Below are 18,716 nucleotides of genomic sequence, written 5' to 3'. Positions count from 1 at the left end.
TTTTGCATTTCAGTCCAGCGGAGTCTGCCCCATGCGCCCCACCCTAGCCGTCACTTCCGGCGAACCGGCCGGCATCGGTCCCGAACTGTGCCTGGCCCTGTCCCGCTACCCGGCACAAGCCCGTCTGGTGGTGCTGGCAGACAAGGAACTGCTGCACCAGCGCGCCGCCCAGCTGGGAATGGACGTTCCCCTGCACGACTACGCCCCGGACCGCCCCGCCCCGGCCGGCAGCCTGGAAGTGCTGCACCTGCCCCTGGCCGCTCCCTCCGCCCCGGGCCGCCTGGATGCCGCCAACGGTCCCTACGTCCTCCAGCTGCTGGACCGGGCCCTGGCCGGCTGCCTCCAGGGTGAGTTCGCCGCCATGGTCACCGCGCCCCTGCACAAGGGCGTCATCAACGACGCCGGCATCCGCGGCTTCACCGGCCACACCGAGTACCTGGCGGAAAAGACCGGCACCCCCCTGGTGGTGATGATGCTGGCCGGCACCTCGCCCATTGGCGGCCACGGCCCCCTGGGCCAGCCCGGCCCCTTGAGGGTGGCCCTGGCCACCACCCACCTGCCCCTGAAGGAGGTGCCTGCCGCCATCACCCCGGCGGTGCTGGAGGATGTGCTGCGCATCCTGCACGCCGACATGGCGCGCAAGTACGGCATCGCCCGGCCCCGCATCCTGGTGGCCGGCCTCAACCCCCATGCCGGCGAAGGAGGCTACCTGGGCCGGGAAGAGATCGAGGTCATCACCCCGGTGCTGGAAAAACTGCGGCGCGAAGGCATGGAACTGCTCGGCCCCCTGCCCGCCGACACCCTGTTCACCCCGCCCCAGCTGGCCCGGGGCGACTGCGTCCTGGCCATGTACCACGACCAGGGCCTGGCCCCCCTGAAGTTCGCCACCTTCGGCCAGGGCATCAACGTCACCCTGGGCCTGCCCATCATCCGCACCTCGGTGGATCACGGCACCGCCCTGGATCTGGCCGGCACCGGCCAGGCCGATCCGGGCAGCCTGTTCACCGCCGTGGAGCAGGCCGTCGAGATGGCCCGGCGCTCCCGGCCGGCTTGAGCGGCGACCGATCGGAGGCCCGTATCTGCCAACATGGGCCAACATCGGCCGACGCAAAAAAGCCCGGCGCCGAAAAGGCGGCCGGGCTTTTTTTTATCCCCAGGATGACGGGAGCGGCGAACTCAGCCCACCAGGATCAGATGCACCCGGTAAGGCCCGTGGGCGCCGAGGGTCACGGTCTGCTCGATGTCGGCGGTGCGGGAGGGGCCGGAGACGAAATTGACGGCCCGGGGCGCCTCGCCCTTTTCCGCCCGCAGCAGGGCGAAACCGTCTTCCATGAGGGGCACCACCCGTTCCACCGGCACCACGGCGATGTGGGTTTCCGGCAGCAGACTGGTGGCCGCATGGGTGTCGGCGCCGGAGAGCAGCATCAGGGTGCCGGTGTCGGCCACGGCGCAGAAGGTGGAAGTGATGCCCACCAGATCGTCGCCCCGGGAGGGACGGGCCTCCACCTGCAGGCCGGCGCCGGCCCAGGCCTGGTCGGCCAGGGAGGGCCAGCACACGGCCCGGGTCGGCAGTTCCCGGGCAATAAGATAGGCAGCGGCCGCCGCCGGCACTTCGGCCCAGGACGGCACCCGTTCCACCGTGGAGGCAAGGGCCGTGGCCCGTTCGGTGAAGCGCTGCAGCAGGCCTTCCCGGCTGTCGCGCCAGGCGCCGCCGGGGGCGGGGCCCCGGGTGCGGGCCGCCAGATGGGGCGCCAGCACGGCACCGTCGGCCGGGGCGCCGCGGCCGATGGAGGCGCGGATGCGGGAGAGAATCAGGTCGCGGGAACTCATCGGTGCGGCTCCTATCAGTGCAGGTTTTTGCGGGCGCGGTAGAGCTCGCGGAAGGTCTTGCCCGCCGGCGCCGGGAAATCCCGGCCGTCGGTCCAGCCGCCGCCCAGGGGCAGGCGGTGGATCAGCTGGTCGGCGCCGCCCAGGCGCTTGAGGAAGCGGGCGGCGATGGCCGTGCCGATGCCGTAGAGCCAGGACTGGCTGGCGCTCCAGCCCCACAGCTTGAGGGAAAGGCGCTCCTGCCAGGGCCGCAGGCCGGCCTCCACCTGCATTTCCCGCTCCTTGCGCATCAGCTCGGGCAGGGGAATGCGCACCGGGCAGACGGCGCTGCACTGGCCGCAGCCGGTGGCGGTGTGGGGCAGCTCGTGGGCGTGCTCCATGCCGGCGTAGGAGGGGGTCAGCACCGAGCCCATGGGGCCGGGATAGACCCAGCCGTAGGCGTGGCCGCCGACGGCCTGGTACACCGGGCAGTGGTTCATGCAGGCGCCGCAGCGGATGCAGCGCAGCATCTCCTTCAGCTCGGAGCCCAGCACCCGGGAGCGGCCGTTGTCGAGCAGGACGATGTGGAACTGCTCCGGGCCGTCGCTATCGCCGCTGCCGGCGACGCCGGTATTCATGGAAACGTAGTTGGTGATGGGCTGGCCGGTGGCGGAACGGGGCAGCAGGCGCAGCAGTACCGACAGGTCCTCCAGGGTCGGCACCACTTTTTCGATGCCGGTGAGGGCCACGTGGATGCGGGGCACGGTGGTGCACAGGCGGCCGTTGCCCTCGTTGGTGACGATCACCGTGGAGCCGGTTTCGGCCACCAGGAAGTTGGCGCCGGAAATGCCCATGTCGGCGGAAAGGAAGTGGGGCCGCAGGATTTCCCGGGCCTCCCGGCACAGGGCGCCGATGTCCTCGGTACGGGGCTTGCCGTGCTTGGCGTGGAACAGGTCGGAGACCTCGTCCCGGGTCTTGTGGATCACCGGGGCGACGATGTGGGAGGGCGGCTCGTGGTCGTTGATCTGCAGGATGTACTCGCCCAGGTCGGTCTCGACGGGCGTCACGCCGGCCGCCTCCAGGGCGTCGTTGAGGCCGCACTCCTCGCTCACCATGGACTTGGACTTGACCACCTTCTTTACGCCATTGGCCTGGGCAATGCCGACGATGATGGCATTGGCCTCGGCTGCGTCCCTGGCCCAGTGCACCTGGGCGCCGCGGCGGGTGGCCTCCTGCTCGAAGCGTTCCAGCCACAGGTCCAGATTCTCCAGGGCCCGGTTGCGGATATCGCGGCCGGCGTCGCGCAGGGTCTCGAAGTCGCCGAACTCGGCGGCAGCAGCGGCCCGGCCGGGGACGAACTTCACCTGCACCAGCTTGAGGGCCTTCTGCAGGTTGGGATTGGCCAGGGCCTCCCGGGCCCGGGCCTTGAAGTCGTTGGAATGGATTTCCATGGCGGATCCTGATGAAGGCGGAAGAAGGGCGCCCGGCGGCAGCCGGGGCCGGGGTGAAACGGAATTTAGTCGAGCTTGCCGGCCAGCACTTCGGCCACGTGCAGCACCTGGGTCTTGCGGTCGCCCTTGCGGCGCAGGCGGCCTTCGATGTTGAGCAGGCAGCCCAGGTCGCCGCCGACGATGGCGTCGGCCCCGGTGGCGCAGGCGTTCTCGCACTTGTTGTCGGCCAGCTTGGTGGAGATGTCGCCGAACTTGAGGGAGAAGGTGCCGCCGAAACCGCAGCAGGTCTCGGCCTCGCTCATTTCCTTGATTTCCACCTGGCCCATCTTGCCCAGGAGCTGGCGGGGCTGCTGCTTGATGCCCAGTTCCCGCAGGCCGGAACAGGAGTCGTGGTAGGTGATGCTGCCGGCGAAATCGCCGGGCACGCTTTCCAGCTTGGCCACGTTCACCAGGAAGTCGGTCAGTTCATAGGTGCAGGCCGCCAGCTTCTTGGCCCGGGCCAGCAGGGCTGGATCGTCCTTGCACAGTTCTTCGTAGTGGGCGCGGATCATGCCGGCGCAGGAGCCGGAGGGCAGCACCACGTATTCGTAGCCTTCAAACTCGTCGATGACCTTGCGCGCCAGGGTCAGGGCAGTGGCCCGGTCGCCGGAGTTGTAGGCGGGCTGGCCGCAACAGGTCTGGGTCTCGGGGACTTCGACGGTGCAGCCGGCGAGCTTGAGCAGTTTCAGGGCGGCAAAAGCCACATTGGGCCGCATCAGGTCGGCCAGACAGGTGACGAAGAGGGCAACGCGCATGACGGTTCTTTCCCGGGCAGTGTTGGCGCCACGATAGCGCGCCGGCCCGCAAGATGAAATTGGGGAAATCCCCGTTTCCGGGGCAGGGGGCGATTGGACTCCCAAGCCAGGGCCCAGTCAACACGGCCCTGTCGGGGCAGGCACCGCCGGCAGGGCCGTCCCGCCTGCCTCCCCGGCCATGCCCCGTCAGCGTTCGGCCTGGCTCGACTCCAGGGCGCACTGCACCAGTTCGGCCAGGGAGCGCACTCCCATCTTTTCCATGACCCGGGCCCGGTGGGCCTCCACGGTCTTCATGCTGATGCTGAGCTCGTCGGCGATCTGCTTGTTGAGCTTGCCTTCCACCACCCGGTCCATCACCTCCCGCTCCCGGGCGGTGAGCTGGGCCAGGCGGCTGGCCACGGAATTTTCCCGGGCCCGGCGGGCGCGGCGTTCCGTATCCAGGTCCATGCACTGGCGGATCAGGCGCAGCATGTCCGTATCGTTGAAGGGCTTCTCGATGAAGTCGGCGGCGCCCTTCTTCAGGGCCGCCACGGCCATGGGCACGTCGCCGTGGCCGGTGATGAAAATCACCGGCAGGGTGGAACGCTGGGCCGCCAGCCGCTCGTACAGCTCCAGGCCGCTCATGCCGGGCATGCGCACGTCCAGCACCAGGCAGCCGGCCAGGCCGTCGGTGTAGGCGGCGAGAAAATCCTCGGCACTGGGAAAGGCGCGTACCGGATAGCCTTCGGACTCGATCAGCCAGACCATGGAGTCGCGCATGGCCTCGTCGTCGTCCACCACGTAGACACACTGGGTTGAGGCGACGGCAGCGCTCTCCTGGCTGTTGTGTTGCGTCATGGCCTCATTCCTCCAAAGGCAGGGTGAATCGGAAAACGGTGCCGCCGCCCGGATTGGCGTCGGCCCACAGGCGGCCCTTGTGGTACTCGATGATGGACCGGCAAATGGGCAGGCCCATGCCCATGCCCTCGGGCTTGGTGGTGTAGAAGGGGGCGAACAGTTCCTCGGCGGTGGTGCTGCCGAGGCCGTGGCCCCGGTCGGCCACCGCCACCTCCAGGCTGTGATTGTCCGGGAGGGTCGCGGACACCGTCAATCGGCGTTCCGCCGGCAGGGTGTCGCGCATGGCCTCGATGCCGTTCTTCACCAGATTGAGCAGCACCTGCTCGATCATGATGCGGTCGGCAAACAAGGGCGGCAGTTCCGGCGGCAGGTCCACGCAGATGTTCACCCCCAGCTTGCGCGCCTCGATCTCGGCGAAGCCCAGGGCTTCCTCGACGATGTCGCCGAGCAGCACCTGGCCCCGGTTGGGCTCGTTTTTTTTCACGAACTCCCGCATGCGGCGGATGATCTTGCCCGCCCGCTCCGCCTGGAAGCTGGCCTTTTCCATGGCCCCCAGCAGTTCCTCCGGCTTGGCGGCGCCGCCCTTCATGCGCTTGACGCAGCCCATGCAGTAGTTGGCGATGGCGGCCAGGGGCTGGTTCAGCTCGTGGGCCAGGGAGGAGGCCATTTCGCCCATGGTGATGAGGCGCGAGGTCTGCTCCAGGCGCTTCTGCTGCTGCAGGTTCACTTCCTCGATCTGCTTGCGCTCGGTGATGTCGGTACCGATCTGCACCCGCACCACCCGGCCGTCCACCCAGCGGATGGCCCGGTCGTGCAGGTGGTACCAGCGGCCGGAGAGGCTGTTCTGCACCTCGCCGTCGAACAGCTGGCGCGGCAGCACTTCCGGCGAGAGCAGGCGCAGGTCGCAGTCGAAGGCGCCCACCGGCGGCCGGCAGGCTTCGGTCACCTCCCAGCAGTTGCGGCCGACGGCGTCGAAACCGAAGATGCTCTTGAAGGCCCGGTTGCCGAAGAGGATTTCGTCGCTCTTGGCGTCGGCCACGTACACCGCCGAATCCAGGCCGTCCAGCACCGCCATGAAGCGCTCCTGGGAGCGTTCCAGCTCGCCCCGCACCCGCTTCGGCTCGGTGATGTCGGTCATGGCCCCCATCCAGCCCGTCTGCTTGCCGTTGGCGTCGATCAGGGGGGAAATGTAGAAGCGCACGTCCATGCGCTCGCCGTTCTTGCGCATCACCCGCTGCTCGAAGCCCTTGGCGGGGGCCTGACCGGCCAGGGTCAACTCGATATTGGTGGCCAGCTGGCGGGCGTGTTCCGGCGGCCAGTAGGGGAAGGGGGGCTTGAGACCCAGCAGCTCCGCCTCGCTCCAGCCCAGCATGCGGCAGAAGGCCGGGTTCACGTAGATGATGCGGCCTTCCATGTCGATGGCCCGCAGGCCGGTGGACACGGATTCCTCCATGGCCTTGCGGAAGGCGTATTCGTCGGTGAGGGCCTGCTCGGCGGTCTTGCGGTCGGTGATGTCGTGGGCCACGGCGTAGAGCAGCTTCTCCTCCGGCACCGGGTTGATGCTCCACAGCAGCCACTTGTCCTGGCCGTTGGCGCTGTGGAAGCGGCACTCGAATTCCTGGGCCGCCCCTTCCGCCAGATGGCGCAGCATGTCCACCACCAGGGCCATGTCGTCCGGGTGCACGAAGTCCAGCAGGGACCTGTCCCGCAGCTCCCCCAGGGGATAGCCCAGGACCCGCTCGAAAGCCGGATTGACCCGGCGCAGCTTGCCTTCCAGGGTGGCGATGCACTGCAGGCCGAGGGACAGGGAGAACAGCCGGTCCCGCTCCTTCTCCGCCTGCAGGCGGCGCTGCACGTCGCGCCGCAGCAGGGCCAGGCTCCAGATCAGGGCCAGGGTCAGGGCGCCGATCACCAGGGGCGGCAGGGTGCGGGACCAGGCGTCGTCGGTGGCGTAGGCAATGGCCCGCAGGGAAAGGCCGTTGGCCGGGGGCTCCAGGGTCAGGCGGTAGGCCAGTTCCTTGCTGGTGGGGCGCACCGCCGTATTGGCCGCCACTTCCTTGCCCTCCCCGTCTTCCAGGGTGAGGCGGTATTTTTCGGTGAACCAGGTGGGCACCGGATGGCGCAGCAGGCCGTCGGTGCTGTAGATGCCGACGATGGCGCCCATGTCCTCGCGCCAGCGCTGCACCGGGATGGTCAGATCGAAGTAGGCGGCGCCCTGGCGGTTGCGGTAGGTGCTGCCGTAGAGGGGCCGGCCGCCACGCAGGGCTTCGGCCAGGCGGTCCTGCTGGGTCGGGTCCAGGCTTTCCCCGGCCACCCATTCGGTGGCCTCGAAGGGCGCCACCCACTGCACCTTGCCCTTGGGGTCCACCCACAGCACCACCGACAGTTCCGGATTGTTGGCCAGGTGCTGGGCGGCGCGGATCTGGAAATCCTCGTAGTCGAGCACGCCGTCGGCCAGGTTGCGCCCCAATTGGACGAGGAAATCCTGGTTGGCGGTGAGGTGCAGGCGCAGGGTCTGGTCGGCCCACTGCATGTCCCGCTCCACCATGGCGCGGCGCTCGTCCGCATCCCGCTTGTCGATGTAGCCCACCAGGGCAAACATGGTGAGGGCGAAGAGGACGATGGCCAGGTAGGGGACGAGCCAGTACCACCCGCCCCGGGCAACGGCGGCTTTATACGGCAGGGAGGCGGGTTCGGCGCGGTCCGGCATGGCGCTGGGAGGCAATTCGGGTCTCAATCTTCGCTGCCCGTACAAGCGCCGGGCCATTGGTGTTTACCCTGAGTATCGCATGGGCAGTGGCTCGGCGGCCCGGCGAGGGGTGCGGCGATGGGATAATAGCGGCTTGCGGGATAACCCGAATTGGCGCCCTCCCGACCCATCCCGTAGGCTCGACCCATGCTGCCCGCCCTCCCTTCTCGACTGTCGCTCTTCCTCGCCGCAGCCATCGCGCTGCTGGCCCCCGCCTGGGCCCAGGCCGCCCCCCAGGCGCCCCTGCCGATCCGCATCGGCGTGTACGGCCCCTTCACCGGCGGCTCCAGCCCCATGGGCCTGTCCATGCGCGACGGCATCCGCCTGGCGACGGCGGAGATCAACGCCGGCGGCGGCCTCCTGGGGCGCCCCCTGCAACTGGTGGAGCGGGACGACGAGGCCAACAACCAGCGGGGCAGCCGCATCGCCCAGGAACTGGTACAGATGAAGGTGACCGCCGCCGTGGGCATCGTCAATACCGGGGTGGCCCTGGCCAGCCAGCATTACTTCCAGGATGCCCGCATTCCGGTACTCACCGCCGTGGCCACCGGCTCCATCATCACCAAGCAGTTCCTGCAGCCCCACTACGCCGAGAACTATGTCTTCCGCGTCTCCAACAGCGACGCCATCCAGGCGGCCATGATCGTCGAGGAGGCGGTGGAGCGGCGCCGCTTCAAGCGCCTGGCCATCATCCACGACACCACCAACTACGGCCAGCTGGGCCGGGAGGACCTGGAGAAGGCCCTTACCGCCAAGGGCCTGAAGCCGGTCAGCATCGAGCATTTCAACCTGGGCGAGATCGACCTGACCCGCCAGCTGCAGCGGGCCCGGGACGCAGGCGCCGAAGCCATCCTGGCCTACGGCATCGGTCCGGAACTGGCGGCCCTGGCCAACGGCCGCGCCAAGCTGCACTGGGAGGCGCCCCTCATCGGCGGCTGGACCCTTTCCATGTCCTCCTTCATCGACAACGCCGGCCCCAATGCGGAAGGGGCACGCATGCCCCTCACCTTCATCGACGAGGGCACCTCCCTGAAGCGACGCCAGTTCCTCGACGCCTACCTGAAGGCCAGCGGCGCCCCTCGCATCCCGGTGCCTTCGGCCGCGGCCCAGGGCTACGACGCCATGCTGCTGCTGGCTGCCGCCATCCGCCAGGCCGGCAGCACCGACGGCCCACGCCTAAAGGCGGCCCTGGAGAACCTGCGGGACAAGGTGGAAGGGGTGGTGCAGATCTACGAGCGCCCCTTCAGCCCCAACGACCACGAGGCCATCGACCGGCTCGACACCCCGGTCATGGGCGAGGTCCGCGGTGGCCGGGTGGTCCATGCCTACGGCGTACGCCTGCGCCACGTGCCCTGAGCCGCCCTCACCGGGGCCACCGGCCCGCCGAGGAGACTGCCAGGCCCCCCGGGCCCAGTCCTGCTCTATGTTGCAGTGCAATGTTGCACAATACGAACTGTGTTTTTACAATGTGGAAATTCGCTAGGCGAAGCTATCGTTTCGGTCTAAGCTAGGTGTTGCCGCCCCACCCGGTGCGCAACAAAAAAACGTCCTTCCAAATAGGAGACAAACCATGGCAGCACTGCCCGAAGTTCCCCAATCGGTTGATGCCGATCCCCAGGAAACCAAGGAATGGGTCGACGCCCTCGAAGGCGTGATCGAGAAGGAAGGCCCGGACCGGGCCCACTACCTGATCGAGAAGCTCATCGGACAGGCCCGTGAGGAAGGCGTGGACATTCCCTACAGCGCCACCACCGAATACATCAACACCATCCCCGCCGAGAAGCAGCCCAACTACCCGGGCAACCCGGACCTGGAAGAGCGCATCCGCTCCTACATCCGCTGGAACGCCATGGCCATGGTGGTACGGGCCAACAAGCACACCAACGTAGGCGGCCACATCGCCTCCTTCGCTTCCTCCGCCGTGCTCTACGACGTGGGCTTCAACTGGTTCTGGAACGCCGCCTCCGACAACCACGGCGGCGACCTGATCTTCTTCCAGGGCCACTCCGTGCCCGGCGTCTACGCCCGCGCCTTCATGCTCGGCCGCCTGACCGAAGACCAGATGGACAACTTCCGCCAGGAAGTGGACGGCAAGGGCATCTCCTCCTACCCCCACCCCTGGCTGATGCCGGATTTCTGGCAGTTCCCCACCGTCTCCATGGGCCTGGGCCCCCTGCAGGCCATCTACCAGGCCCGCTTCATGAAGTACCTGCAGTGCCGCAACCTGGTGCAGACCGAAGGCCGCAAGGTGTGGGCCTTCCTCGGCGACGGCGAGGTGGACGAGGTGGAATCCCTCGGCGCCATCGGCATGGCCGCCCGGGAAAAGCTGGACAACCTGATTTTCGTCATCAACTGCAACCTGCAGCGCCTGGACGGCCCGGTGCGCGGCAACGGCAAGATCATCCAGGAACTGGAAGGCGACTTCCGCGGCGCCGGCTGGAACGTCATCAAGCTGATCTGGGGCACCCACTGGGACGCCCTCTTCGCCCGCGACAAGAAGGGCATCCTGAAGAAGCGCATGATGGAATGCGTGGACGGCGAGTACCAGACCTTCAAGGCCAAGGACGGCGCCTACGTGCGCGAGTACTTCTTCAACACGCCGGAACTGAAGGAACTGGTGGCCGACTGGACCGACGACGAAGTGTGGGCCCTGAACCGTGGCGGCCACGACATGTTCAAGATCTTCACCGCCTTCAAGGCCGCCACCGAACACAAGGGCAAGCCCACCCTGATCCTGGCCAAGACCATCAAGGGCTTCGGCATGGGCGAGGCCGGCGAGGCCCAGAACACCACCCACCAGACCAAGAAGATGGGCCACGAGGCCCTGCGTCGCATGCGCGACCGCTTCAACCTGCCGGTGCCGGACGACAAGATCGACGAGGTGCCCTACCTGAAGTTCGAGGAAGGCTCCCCCGAACTGACCTACATGCGGGAACGCCGCCTGGCTCTGGGCGGGTATCTGCCCCAGCGTCGCGAAAAGGCCGCCCCCCTGGCGGTGCCCGAACTCTCCGCCTTCGAGGGTCTGCTCAAGGCCACCGGCGAAGGTCGGGAAATCTCCACCACCATGGCCATCGTGCGGGTCCTGTCCACCCTGCTCAAGGACAAGAACATCGGCCGCCACATCGTGCCCATCGTGCCGGACGAATCCCGCACCTTCGGCATGGAAGGCATGTTCCGCCAGGTCGGCATCTGGAACCAGGAAGGCCAGAAGTACGTGCCCCAGGACCACGACCAGCTGATGTTCTACAAGGAATCCCAGGACGGTCAGATCCTGCAGGAAGGCATCAACGAGGCCGGCGCCATGGCCGACTGGATCGCCGCCGCCACCGCCTACAGCACCCACGGCGTGCAGATGGTGCCGTTCTACATCTGTTATTCCATGTTCGGCCTGCAGCGCACCATGGATCTCTGCTGGGCTGCCGGCGACCAGCGCGCCCGGGGCTTCCTGGTGGGCGGCACCGCCGGCCGCACCACCCTGAACGGCGAAGGCCTGCAGCACGAGGACGGACATTCCCTGATCCTCTCCGGCCTGATCCCCAACTGCGTCTCCTACGACCCCACCTTCGCCTACGAAGTGGCCGTGATCATGCAGGACGGCCTGCGCCGCATGTTCAAGGAGCAGGAGGACGTCTATTACTACCTGACGGTGATGAACGAGAACTACGAGCACCCCGAAATGCCGGCCGGTGCCGAAGCCAACATCGTCAAGGGCATGTACCAGTTCAAGAAGGGCGCCGCTTCCGACGCTCCCCGCGTGCAGCTGCTGGGCTCCGGCACCATCTTCCGCGAGGTGATGGCCGCCGCCGAGCTGCTAAAGAACGACTGGGGCGTGGAAGCCGACCTGTGGTCCTGCCCCAGCTTCAACGAACTGGCCCGAAACGGCCAGGACACGGCCCGCTGGAACCTGCTGCACCCCCTGGAAAAGCCGAAGAAGAGCCACGTGGAAGAATGCCTGGACGACACCCGCGGTCCGGTCATTGCCTCCACCGACTATGTGCGTCTCTACTCCGAGCAGATCCGTCCCTTCATCAACCGCCGCTACGTCACCCTGGGCACCGACGGCTTCGGCCGCTCCGACACCCGGGAAAAGCTGCGCCACTTCTTCGAGGTGGATCGCCACTGGGTGGTCCTGGCCTCCCTCAAGGCCCTGGCCGACGATGGCCAGATCGAGCGCGAGAAGGTGGCTGCGGCCCTGGTCAAGTACGGCCTGGACCCCGAAAAGCTGAATCCCCAGACCTGCTAATCGCCTGACGGAGAAGAACAATGAGCCAAACCATTGAAGTGAAGGTCCCGGACATCGGCGATTTCAAGGATGTGCCGGTCATCGAAATTTTCGTCAAGCCGGGCGACACCGTGAAGGTGGAAGACCCCCTGTGCTCCCTGGAGTCCGACAAGGCCACCATGGACGTGCCCTCCTCCGCCGCCGGCGTGGTCAAGGAAGTGAAGATCAAGGTCGGCGACAAGGTTGCCGAAGGCAGCGTGGTGGTGATCCTGGAAAGTGCCGCAAGCGGCGCCGCTGCGGCGGCCCCCGCGCCCCAGGCCGCTGCGCCGGCTCCAGTGGCTGCAGCCCCTGCGGCCCCTGCGCCTGTTGCCGCCGCGCCGGCCCCGGCCGCCTCCGGCCCGGTGGAAGTGAAGGTGCCGGATATCGGCGACTTCAAGGACGTGCCGGTCATCGAAGTGTTCGTCAAGGTCGGCGACACGGTAAAACAGGAAGATGCCCTGTGCTCCCTGGAGTCCGACAAGGCCACCATGGACGTACCCTCTTCCGCCGCCGGCGTGGTCAAGGAAGTGCGCGTCAAGGTCGGCGACAAGGTTTCCGAAGGCAGTGTGGTGGTGGTGCTGGAAGGCGCCGCCGGTGCCGTGGCCGCCGTGGCTGCAGCCCCTGCGGCTGCCGCACCGGCACCGGCCGCCCCCGCGGTCATCCCGCCGGAACTGGACGGCCCCGCGCCCACCAAGCCCTTCACCCCGGCCCCCGCTGCCGCGCCCTACGGCCTGGCCCTGGGCGGCAAGGTGCACGCCTCCCCCTCGGTGCGCGCCTTTGCCCGGGAACTGGGCGTGGATCTCTCCAAGGTCACTGCCACCGGCCCCAAGAGCCGCATCCAGGCCGAAGACGTGAAGGCCTACATCAAGGGCGTCATGTCCGGCCAGACCGTGGCCCCCACCCAGGTGGGCGGCGGCGGCATCACCGGCGGCGGCTCCCTGGACCTGCTGCCCTGGCCCAAGGTGGACTTCGCCAAGTTCGGCCCCATCGAAGCCAAGCCTCTCTCCCGCATCAAGAAGATTTCCGGCGCCAACCTGGCGCGCAACTGGGTGATGATCCCCGCCGTGACCTACCACGAGGACGCGGACATCACCGACCTGGAAGCCTTCCGGGTGCAGTTGAACAAGGAAAACGAAAAGAGCGGCCAGAAGCTGACCATGCTGGCGTTCATCATCAAGGCCTGCGTCAAGGTGCTGCAGCAGTTCCCCGAACTGAACACCTCCCTGGATGGCGACAACCTGGTGTACAAGAAGTACTACCACATCGGTTTCGCCGCCGACACGCCCAACGGCCTGGTGGTGCCGGTACTGAAGGACGCCGACAAGAAGGGCGTGCTGGAGATCGCCAAGGAAACCGGCGAACTGGCCAAGCTGGCCCGGGACGGCAAGCTGAAGCCCGCCGACATGCAGGGCGCCACCTTCACCATTTCTTCCGTCGGCGGCATCGGCGGCACGGCTTTCAGCCCCATCGTCAATGCGCCGGAAGTGGCCATCCTGGGCGTTTCCAAGTCCAGCATGAAGCCGGTGTGGAACGGCAAGGAATTCGTGCCGCGCCTGATCGTGCCCTTGTCCCTCTCCGCCGACCACCGCGTCATCGACGGCGCCCTGGCGACCCGCTTCAACGCCGAACTGGCCAAGCTGCTGGCGGATTTCCGCCGGGTCATGCTGTAAGGGAGAGAGAACATGAGCCAACTGGTTGAAGTGAAAGTCCCGGATATCGGCGACTTCAAGGACGTGCCCGTCATTGAAGTGTTCGTGAAGGTCGGCGACACGGTGAAGGTGGAAGACCCCCTGGTCTCCCTGGAGTCCGACAAGGCCACCATGGACGTGCCCTCGTCGGCTGCCGGCGTGGTCAAGGAAATCAAGGTCAAGCTGGGCGACAAGGTGGCCGAAGGCACGGTGATCGTGGTGGTGGAAGCCGGCGCGGCTGCTGCAGCCCCGGCGCCCCAACCCGCCGCCCCGGCGGCAGCGCCCGCTCCTGCAGCAGCTCCGCCCCCCGTGGCTGGAAGCCACGGCGGCGGTGCCGACGTCGAATGCGACATGCTGGTGCTGGGCGCCGGCCCCGGCGGCTACTCCGCCGCCTTCCGCTCCGCCGACCTGGGTCTCAAGACCGTGCTGGTGGAACGCTACCCGACCCTGGGCGGCGTCTGCCTCAACGTCGGCTGCATTCCCTCCAAGGCCCTGCTGCATGTAGCCGCGGTACTGGAAGAAGCCCAGCACCTGGCCGACTGCGGCGTCACCTTCGCCGCCCCCCAGGTGGATGTGGACAAGCTGCGCGCCCACAAGGAAAAGGTGGTGGGCAAGCTCACCGGCGGTCTCGCCGGCATGGCCAAGGGCCGCAAGGTGCAGCACGTGCAGGGCGTGGGCCAGTTCATCGACCCGCACCACATCGAAGTCACAGCGGCCGACGGCAAGAAGCAGGTGGTGAAGTTCAAGAACGCCATCATCGCCGCCGGCTCCCAGCCCGTGGCCCTGCCCTTCATGCCCAAGGACGATCCCCGGGTCATCGACTCCACCGGCGCCCTGGAACTGCGCTCGGTGCCGAAGAAGATGCTGGTCATCGGCGGCGGCATCATCGGCCTGGAAATGGCCACGGTGTACAGCGCCCTGGGCACCCGTATCACCGTGGTGGAACTGGGCCCGGGCCTGATGCCCGGCGCCGACCGGGATCTGGTCAAGGTCTGGGAGAAGAAGAACACCCAGCGCTTCGACCGCATCCTGCTGGCCACCGGCGTCACCGCCGCCGAGGCCAAGGCCGAAGGTATCGAGGTCACCTACTCCACCGGCGAGAAGGAAGCCTTCGACCTGGTGCTGGTGGCGGTCGGCCGTACTCCCAACGGCAAGAAGATCGCCGCCGACAAGGCCGGCGTCGCCGTCACCGACCGGGGCTTCATCAATGTGGATGCCCAGATGCGCACCAACGTGCCCCACATCTTCGCCATCGGCGACATCGTCGGCCAACCCATGCTGGCCCACAAGGCGGTGCATGAAGCCCACGTCGCCGCCGAGGTCGCCGCCGGCGAGAAGGCTGCCTTCGACGCCCTGCAGATTCCCAGCGTGGCCTACACCCATCCGGAAATCGCCTGGGCCGGCAAGACCGAAGACCAGCTCAAGAACGATGGCATAAAGTTTGAAAAAGCCGTGTTCCCCTGGGCAGCCAGCGGCCGGGCCATCGCCAACGGCGCCGAGGAAGGCTTCACCAAGCTCTTGTTCGACGCCGAAAGCCATCGCCTGCTGGGCGGCGGCATCGTCGGCATGAACGCCGGCGACCTCATCGGCGAAGTCTGCCTGGCCGTGGAAATGGGCTGCGATGCGGTGGATATCGGCAAGACCATCCACCCCCATCCGACCCTCTGCGAATCCATCGGCATGGCGGCGGAAGTGGCCCACGGCAGCTGCACCGACCTGCCGCCGATGAAAAAGAAATAAGCCGGCCGCCACCTGCCGGCAAGCACCACCCCGCAAGGCCGCCCACCCCGGGCGGCCTTTTACTTTTTGTGCAAAACCGGGGGGAACCCCGAGACTCCTTAATTTTCAAAGAAAAAAGGAATAGACTCCTCCCCTTATTGCACCTGCGTGACAGACCATCATGCTTAACTGGATCACTTCCCGCCTGAAGAATTCTGGCAGCGATCACCCCCTGGGCAGCGACAAGGGGATTGACGCCTATCTGGCCCAGATTCCGCGGGTCAATCCGCAAACCACCCTGCAGGATGTGGATCAGTGGCTGGAACACCCGGAACAGCTTTCCGCCGACATGCCGCCGGAAAGTGTCGCCCGGGCAGTGGAACGCCTGGACGAGAACATCCAGCCGGCCCTGGCTGAAGCCTGGATCAATTATTTCAACGACAACCGCCAGGACTACCTGGCCGATCGTCTGCTGAAGACCCTGGAGCACCACTACCGGAGCGCCTACCAGGCCTATCGCCACGTGCTCGAAGCTCTGGCCCAGCAGGCAATCCAGTCGGGCAAGGAGCCCGATCGCACCCGCCTCACCAAGTTGGCGGTACGCACCATGCAGGCCCTGGTGTGGGGCAAGAAGATCGCCCAGTTCAACTATGTGGGACCGGATGCCCTGTGGTGGAGGACCTGCCACGAAGTCCTGTTTCTGGCCCGTAACCTGGGACTGTTGCACGGCAAGGTCAGTGCCTACCCGGACCTGCCGGAAACCACCAGCGTCTGGCGTGAATACCTGGTCGGAGTCCTGTTCGAGTCCGTGCCGCTGTCCAACCTGACACCGCCCCAGATGGAAGCGCTGGACCGCACCATCCGCAAGGTGGAATCCCACTGCCTGTTCATCGACAGCTTTACCTCCCAGACGCCTTTCCGCATCAATCTGGAAGCCACCGACGGCCCCAGTCGTTGCAGCCCCGGCCAGGAAATGGGTCCTTCCTGGCGCTATTTCGGCCCCGGCCCGGCCCAGGCACAACTCATCAAGCTGCGCGCCACGCTGCAAACCAGCGGCAAGCTGCCGGATTGGCTGGACAACTGCCAGTGCGACACCCGCACGGCCATGGATCTCCTCCATCTGCTGATCCAGCATTGGTCCCTCACCCCACCGACGCGCCAGCAGGAACGTACGCCCCTGGCGGCCAATCTGCTGGTGGTGGCCGGCCTCTCCATGGCCCGGCGCGCCATCGCCGCCGCCGAATTCGCCCGCTCCGGCCGCACCCTGGACTACAAGGGCCACGTCCGCATCCTGGACCTGCATCGGGTCGAGGGTGGCGCCCGTCCCGAGGAGGAAAAGCAGGCGCCGCCCAAGACACCCCTGGAAGTGCTCCAGGCCCTGGAAAGCACGGGCATCCAGCAGATCACCGACACCTGGGAAGGCCTGGACCTGAGCGCCGCCGGCCTGGGCGCGCGCCTGCCCTTCCGCCGCCCCTGGCACAGCATCGGCGCCCTGGTGGGGTACCGCCTCGAACACGAGATCGACTGGCGGGTCGGCATCATCCGCCGCCTCGGCCGCAGCCACGGCAAGCCCAATGCCGGCCTGACCGTCTTCCCCGGCATCCCGGCCTGCGCCCAGGTGCAGCTGGCGGACAAGAATGCCGATTGCCCCTGGAACGAGCAGATTCCCGAAGCCATGGGCCTGGGCCTGCTCGATGCCATCCTCATCTCCCGGGAGGAACGCCTGCTGGCCGTACCGCCGGACACCTACACCCCGGACCGCCGGGCCGACCTCATCATCGGCGGCAAGCGCCAGCCCATCCGCCTGGCCGGCATCCAGGAGAGCGGCCCCGACTACCAGCTCATCCTCTACCGGGAAAATGAGGCCTGAGTCCGCCGGCGGCCAATCCCTCCGGTAAAATAGGGCTTTTCCAGCCCCCCCACCGGATTCCCCCATGACCCAGGACGAACTCAAGCAGGCAGTGGCCCGTGCCGCTGCCGATTACGTGGCCAGCCGCGTCGCCGAAGATGCCATCATCGGCGTCGGCACCGGCTCCACCGCCAACTGTTTCATCGACGCCCTGGCCGCCATGAAGGGCCGCTTCCGCGGCGCCGTGGCCAGCTCCGAAGCCACGGCCGCCCGCCTCAAGGGCCACGGCATCCCGGTGCTGGACCTCAACGACGTCAGTACCATGCCCGTGTATGTGGATGGTGCCGACGAGGTGACGCCCAAGCTGCACATGATCAAGGGCGGCGGCGGCGCCCTGACCCGGGAGAAGATCGTGGCCGCCGTGGCCGAGACCTTCATCTGCATCGCCGACGGCTCCAAGCTGGTCCAGGCCCTGGGCAAGTTCCCCCTGCCGGTGGAAGTGATCCCCATGGCCCGGGCCCAGGTGGCGCGGGAGCTGGCCAAGCTGGGAGGCACGCCGAAGCTGCGCGAGGGCTTCCTTACCGACAACGGCAACATCATTCTCGATGTACACGGCCTCTCCATCGCCGATCCGGTGGATCTGGAAAGCCGCATCAACCAGATCGTCGGCGTCGTGACCAACGGCCTCTTCGCCCGTCGCGGTGCCGACATCCTGCTGATGGGCACCCCGGAAGGGGTCAAGACACTTAGCGCTTGACCGGAACGGCGGGGGCGCTGAAACTTCCCTGTCACATTAGCCTGCTAACGTTGCCGGTTCTGACCCCAACAGGACCGCGACCATGGAAGCCATGAGCGAACATACCTACAAGCAATTCGATATCGAGCTGGAAAGCCTGCGCACCCGTGTGCTGCAGATGGGCGGACTGGTCGAGCAACAGGTGAAGAAGGCCATGCAGGGCCTCTACGCTGCCGATACCAGCCTGCTCGAAGCGGTGGTCCGGGAGGATGCCCGGGTGAACCAGCTGGAAATCGAACTGGACGAAGCCTGCAACCAGGTCATTGCCAAGCGCCAGCCCACCGCCATCGACCTGCGCATGATCACCACCGTGATCAAGGCCATTTCCGATCTGGAGCGCATCGGCGACAAGGCCCACAAGATCGGCCGCCTGGGCCTGGCCCTTAACGCTCAGCACACCTCCTTCACCCCGGACGTGGAACTGCGGCACATGGCCGACCTGTCCCTGGAGATGCTGCACACGGCCCTGGACGCCTTTGCCCGCCTCAACGTCACGGCTGCCGCCGAAGTGGTGCACCAGGACGAGGCGGTGAACGTGGAATACAGCTCCGTGGTGCGCCAGCTCATCACCTACATGATGGAAGACCCCCGCACCATCTCCCGCTCCCTGGACATCATGTCCATCGCCAAGGCCATCGAGCGGGTCGGCGACCACGCCAAGAACATCGCCGAATACGTGATCTACATGGTCAAGGGCCTCAACGTGCGCCACGCCACCCTGGAAGAGATCGACCGGGAAATCGCCAACAGCTGAATCTCCCCCCTG

General features: G+C 66.9%; 13 protein-coding genes. 8 read left to right on the top strand and 5 right to left on the bottom strand.

Annotated features, from left to right (window positions below):
* Positions 1-31 precede the first annotated feature (31 nt).
* The gene (pdxA, locus tag AC3QLZ_RS14770; RefSeq protein ID WP_014236673.1) at positions 32-1,054 is read left to right on the top strand and encodes a 4-hydroxythreonine-4-phosphate dehydrogenase PdxA; all 1,023 of its coding nucleotides are present in this window, start codon (positions 32-34) and stop codon (positions 1,052-1,054) included.
* 122 nt (positions 1,055-1,176) lie between these two features.
* Here pdxA and AC3QLZ_RS14765 read toward each other — a convergent pair whose 3' ends face one another.
* The 5 genes from AC3QLZ_RS14765 to AC3QLZ_RS14745 form a co-directional block, all read right to left on the bottom strand.
* The gene (locus AC3QLZ_RS14765; RefSeq protein ID WP_014236672.1) at positions 1,177-1,830 is read right to left on the bottom strand and encodes a LutC/YkgG family protein; all 654 of its coding nucleotides are present in this window, start codon (positions 1,828-1,830) and stop codon (positions 1,177-1,179) included.
* Between the two features lie 14 nt (positions 1,831-1,844).
* Positions 1,845-3,257: a LutB/LldF family L-lactate oxidation iron-sulfur protein gene (locus tag AC3QLZ_RS14760; RefSeq protein WP_014236671.1), complete on the bottom strand. Its 1,413-nt coding sequence runs from the start codon at positions 3,255-3,257 to the stop codon at positions 1,845-1,847.
* A 65-nt stretch (positions 3,258-3,322) separates the two neighbouring features.
* On the bottom strand, positions 3,323-4,051 hold the full coding sequence (locus AC3QLZ_RS14755) for a (Fe-S)-binding protein (RefSeq protein ID WP_014236670.1): 729 nt from the start codon (positions 4,049-4,051) through the stop codon (positions 3,323-3,325).
* A 186-nt stretch (positions 4,052-4,237) separates the two neighbouring features.
* Positions 4,238-4,888: a response regulator transcription factor gene (locus AC3QLZ_RS14750; RefSeq protein WP_014236669.1), complete on the bottom strand. Its 651-nt coding sequence runs from the start codon at positions 4,886-4,888 to the stop codon at positions 4,238-4,240.
* Between the two features lie 4 nt (positions 4,889-4,892).
* Positions 4,893-7,598, bottom strand: coding sequence for a PAS domain-containing sensor histidine kinase (locus AC3QLZ_RS14745; protein WP_014236668.1), 2,706 nt, complete (start codon positions 7,596-7,598; stop codon positions 4,893-4,895).
* Between the two features lie 186 nt (positions 7,599-7,784).
* Here AC3QLZ_RS14745 and AC3QLZ_RS14740 point away from each other — a divergent pair, with 186 nt between their 5' ends.
* The 7 genes from AC3QLZ_RS14740 to phoU all read left to right on the top strand — a co-directional run bounded on the left by AC3QLZ_RS14740 (position 7,785) and on the right by phoU (position 18,704).
* Entirely contained in the window at positions 7,785-8,993 is a 1,209-nt protein-coding gene (locus AC3QLZ_RS14740; protein WP_014236667.1) for an ABC transporter substrate-binding protein, read from the top strand.
* Positions 8,994-9,207: 214 nt separating this feature from the next.
* Complete coding sequence (aceE, locus tag AC3QLZ_RS14735) at positions 9,208-11,880, top strand: pyruvate dehydrogenase (acetyl-transferring), homodimeric type (protein ID WP_014236666.1); 2,673 nt, start codon at positions 9,208-9,210, stop codon at positions 11,878-11,880.
* A 20-nt stretch (positions 11,881-11,900) separates the two neighbouring features.
* Positions 11,901-13,568 carry a dihydrolipoyllysine-residue acetyltransferase gene (gene aceF, locus AC3QLZ_RS14730; RefSeq protein WP_014236665.1) on the top strand — a complete coding sequence of 556 codons (1,668 nt, stop codon included), beginning with the start codon at positions 11,901-11,903 and terminating at the stop codon, positions 13,566-13,568.
* A gap of 12 nt (positions 13,569-13,580) precedes the next feature.
* A complete protein-coding gene (gene lpdA, locus AC3QLZ_RS14725; protein WP_014236664.1) occupies positions 13,581-15,326 on the top strand; it encodes a dihydrolipoyl dehydrogenase in 1,746 nt (581 codons plus the stop codon).
* Positions 15,327-15,486: 160 nt separating this feature from the next.
* On the top strand, positions 15,487-17,175 hold the full coding sequence (locus AC3QLZ_RS14720; RefSeq protein WP_014236663.1) for a cyclic-di-GMP receptor FimW-related protein: 1,689 nt from the start codon (positions 15,487-15,489) through the stop codon (positions 17,173-17,175).
* A 64-nt stretch (positions 17,176-17,239) separates the two neighbouring features.
* Positions 17,240-17,911, top strand: coding sequence for a ribose-5-phosphate isomerase RpiA (gene rpiA / locus AC3QLZ_RS14715; protein WP_014236662.1), 672 nt, complete (start codon positions 17,240-17,242; stop codon positions 17,909-17,911).
* An 82-nt stretch (positions 17,912-17,993) separates the two neighbouring features.
* Positions 17,994-18,704, top strand: a complete 711-nt coding sequence (gene phoU, locus AC3QLZ_RS14710; RefSeq protein WP_014236661.1) for a phosphate signaling complex protein PhoU — start codon at positions 17,994-17,996, stop codon at positions 18,702-18,704.
* Positions 18,705-18,716 lie beyond the last annotated feature (12 nt).

The sequence above is a fragment of the Azospira sp. MPR-LB4 genome, assembly GCF_058809525.1.
This window is presented reverse-complemented; position numbering and strand designations above follow the sequence as displayed.

Bases quoted from the DNA above. Each gene is read 5' to 3' on its own strand.
- phoU (WP_014236661.1), top strand. From the start codon at position 17,994: ATGGAAGCCATGAGCGAACATACCTACAAGCAATTCGATATCGAGCTG.
- AC3QLZ_RS14745 (WP_014236668.1), bottom strand. From the start codon at position 7,598: ATGCCGGACCGCGCCGAACCCGCCTCCCTGCCGTATAAAGCCGCCGTT.
- rpiA (WP_014236662.1), top strand. From the start codon at position 17,240: ATGACCCAGGACGAACTCAAGCAGGCAGTGGCCCGTGCCGCTGCCGAT.
- AC3QLZ_RS14740 (WP_014236667.1), top strand. From the start codon at position 7,785: ATGCTGCCCGCCCTCCCTTCTCGACTGTCGCTCTTCCTCGCCGCAGCC.
- AC3QLZ_RS14750 (WP_014236669.1), bottom strand. From the start codon at position 4,888: ATGACGCAACACAACAGCCAGGAGAGCGCTGCCGTCGCCTCAACCCAG.
- AC3QLZ_RS14755 (WP_014236670.1), bottom strand. From the start codon at position 4,051: ATGCGCGTTGCCCTCTTCGTCACCTGTCTGGCCGACCTGATGCGGCCC.
- AC3QLZ_RS14760 (WP_014236671.1), bottom strand. From the start codon at position 3,257: ATGGAAATCCATTCCAACGACTTCAAGGCCCGGGCCCGGGAGGCCCTG.
- AC3QLZ_RS14765 (WP_014236672.1), bottom strand. From the start codon at position 1,830: ATGAGTTCCCGCGACCTGATTCTCTCCCGCATCCGCGCCTCCATCGGC.
- aceF (WP_014236665.1), top strand. From the start codon at position 11,901: ATGAGCCAAACCATTGAAGTGAAGGTCCCGGACATCGGCGATTTCAAG.
- pdxA (WP_014236673.1), top strand. From the start codon at position 32: ATGCGCCCCACCCTAGCCGTCACTTCCGGCGAACCGGCCGGCATCGGT.
- AC3QLZ_RS14720 (WP_014236663.1), top strand. From the start codon at position 15,487: ATGCTTAACTGGATCACTTCCCGCCTGAAGAATTCTGGCAGCGATCAC.
- aceE (WP_014236666.1), top strand. From the start codon at position 9,208: ATGGCAGCACTGCCCGAAGTTCCCCAATCGGTTGATGCCGATCCCCAG.
- lpdA (WP_014236664.1), top strand. From the start codon at position 13,581: ATGAGCCAACTGGTTGAAGTGAAAGTCCCGGATATCGGCGACTTCAAG.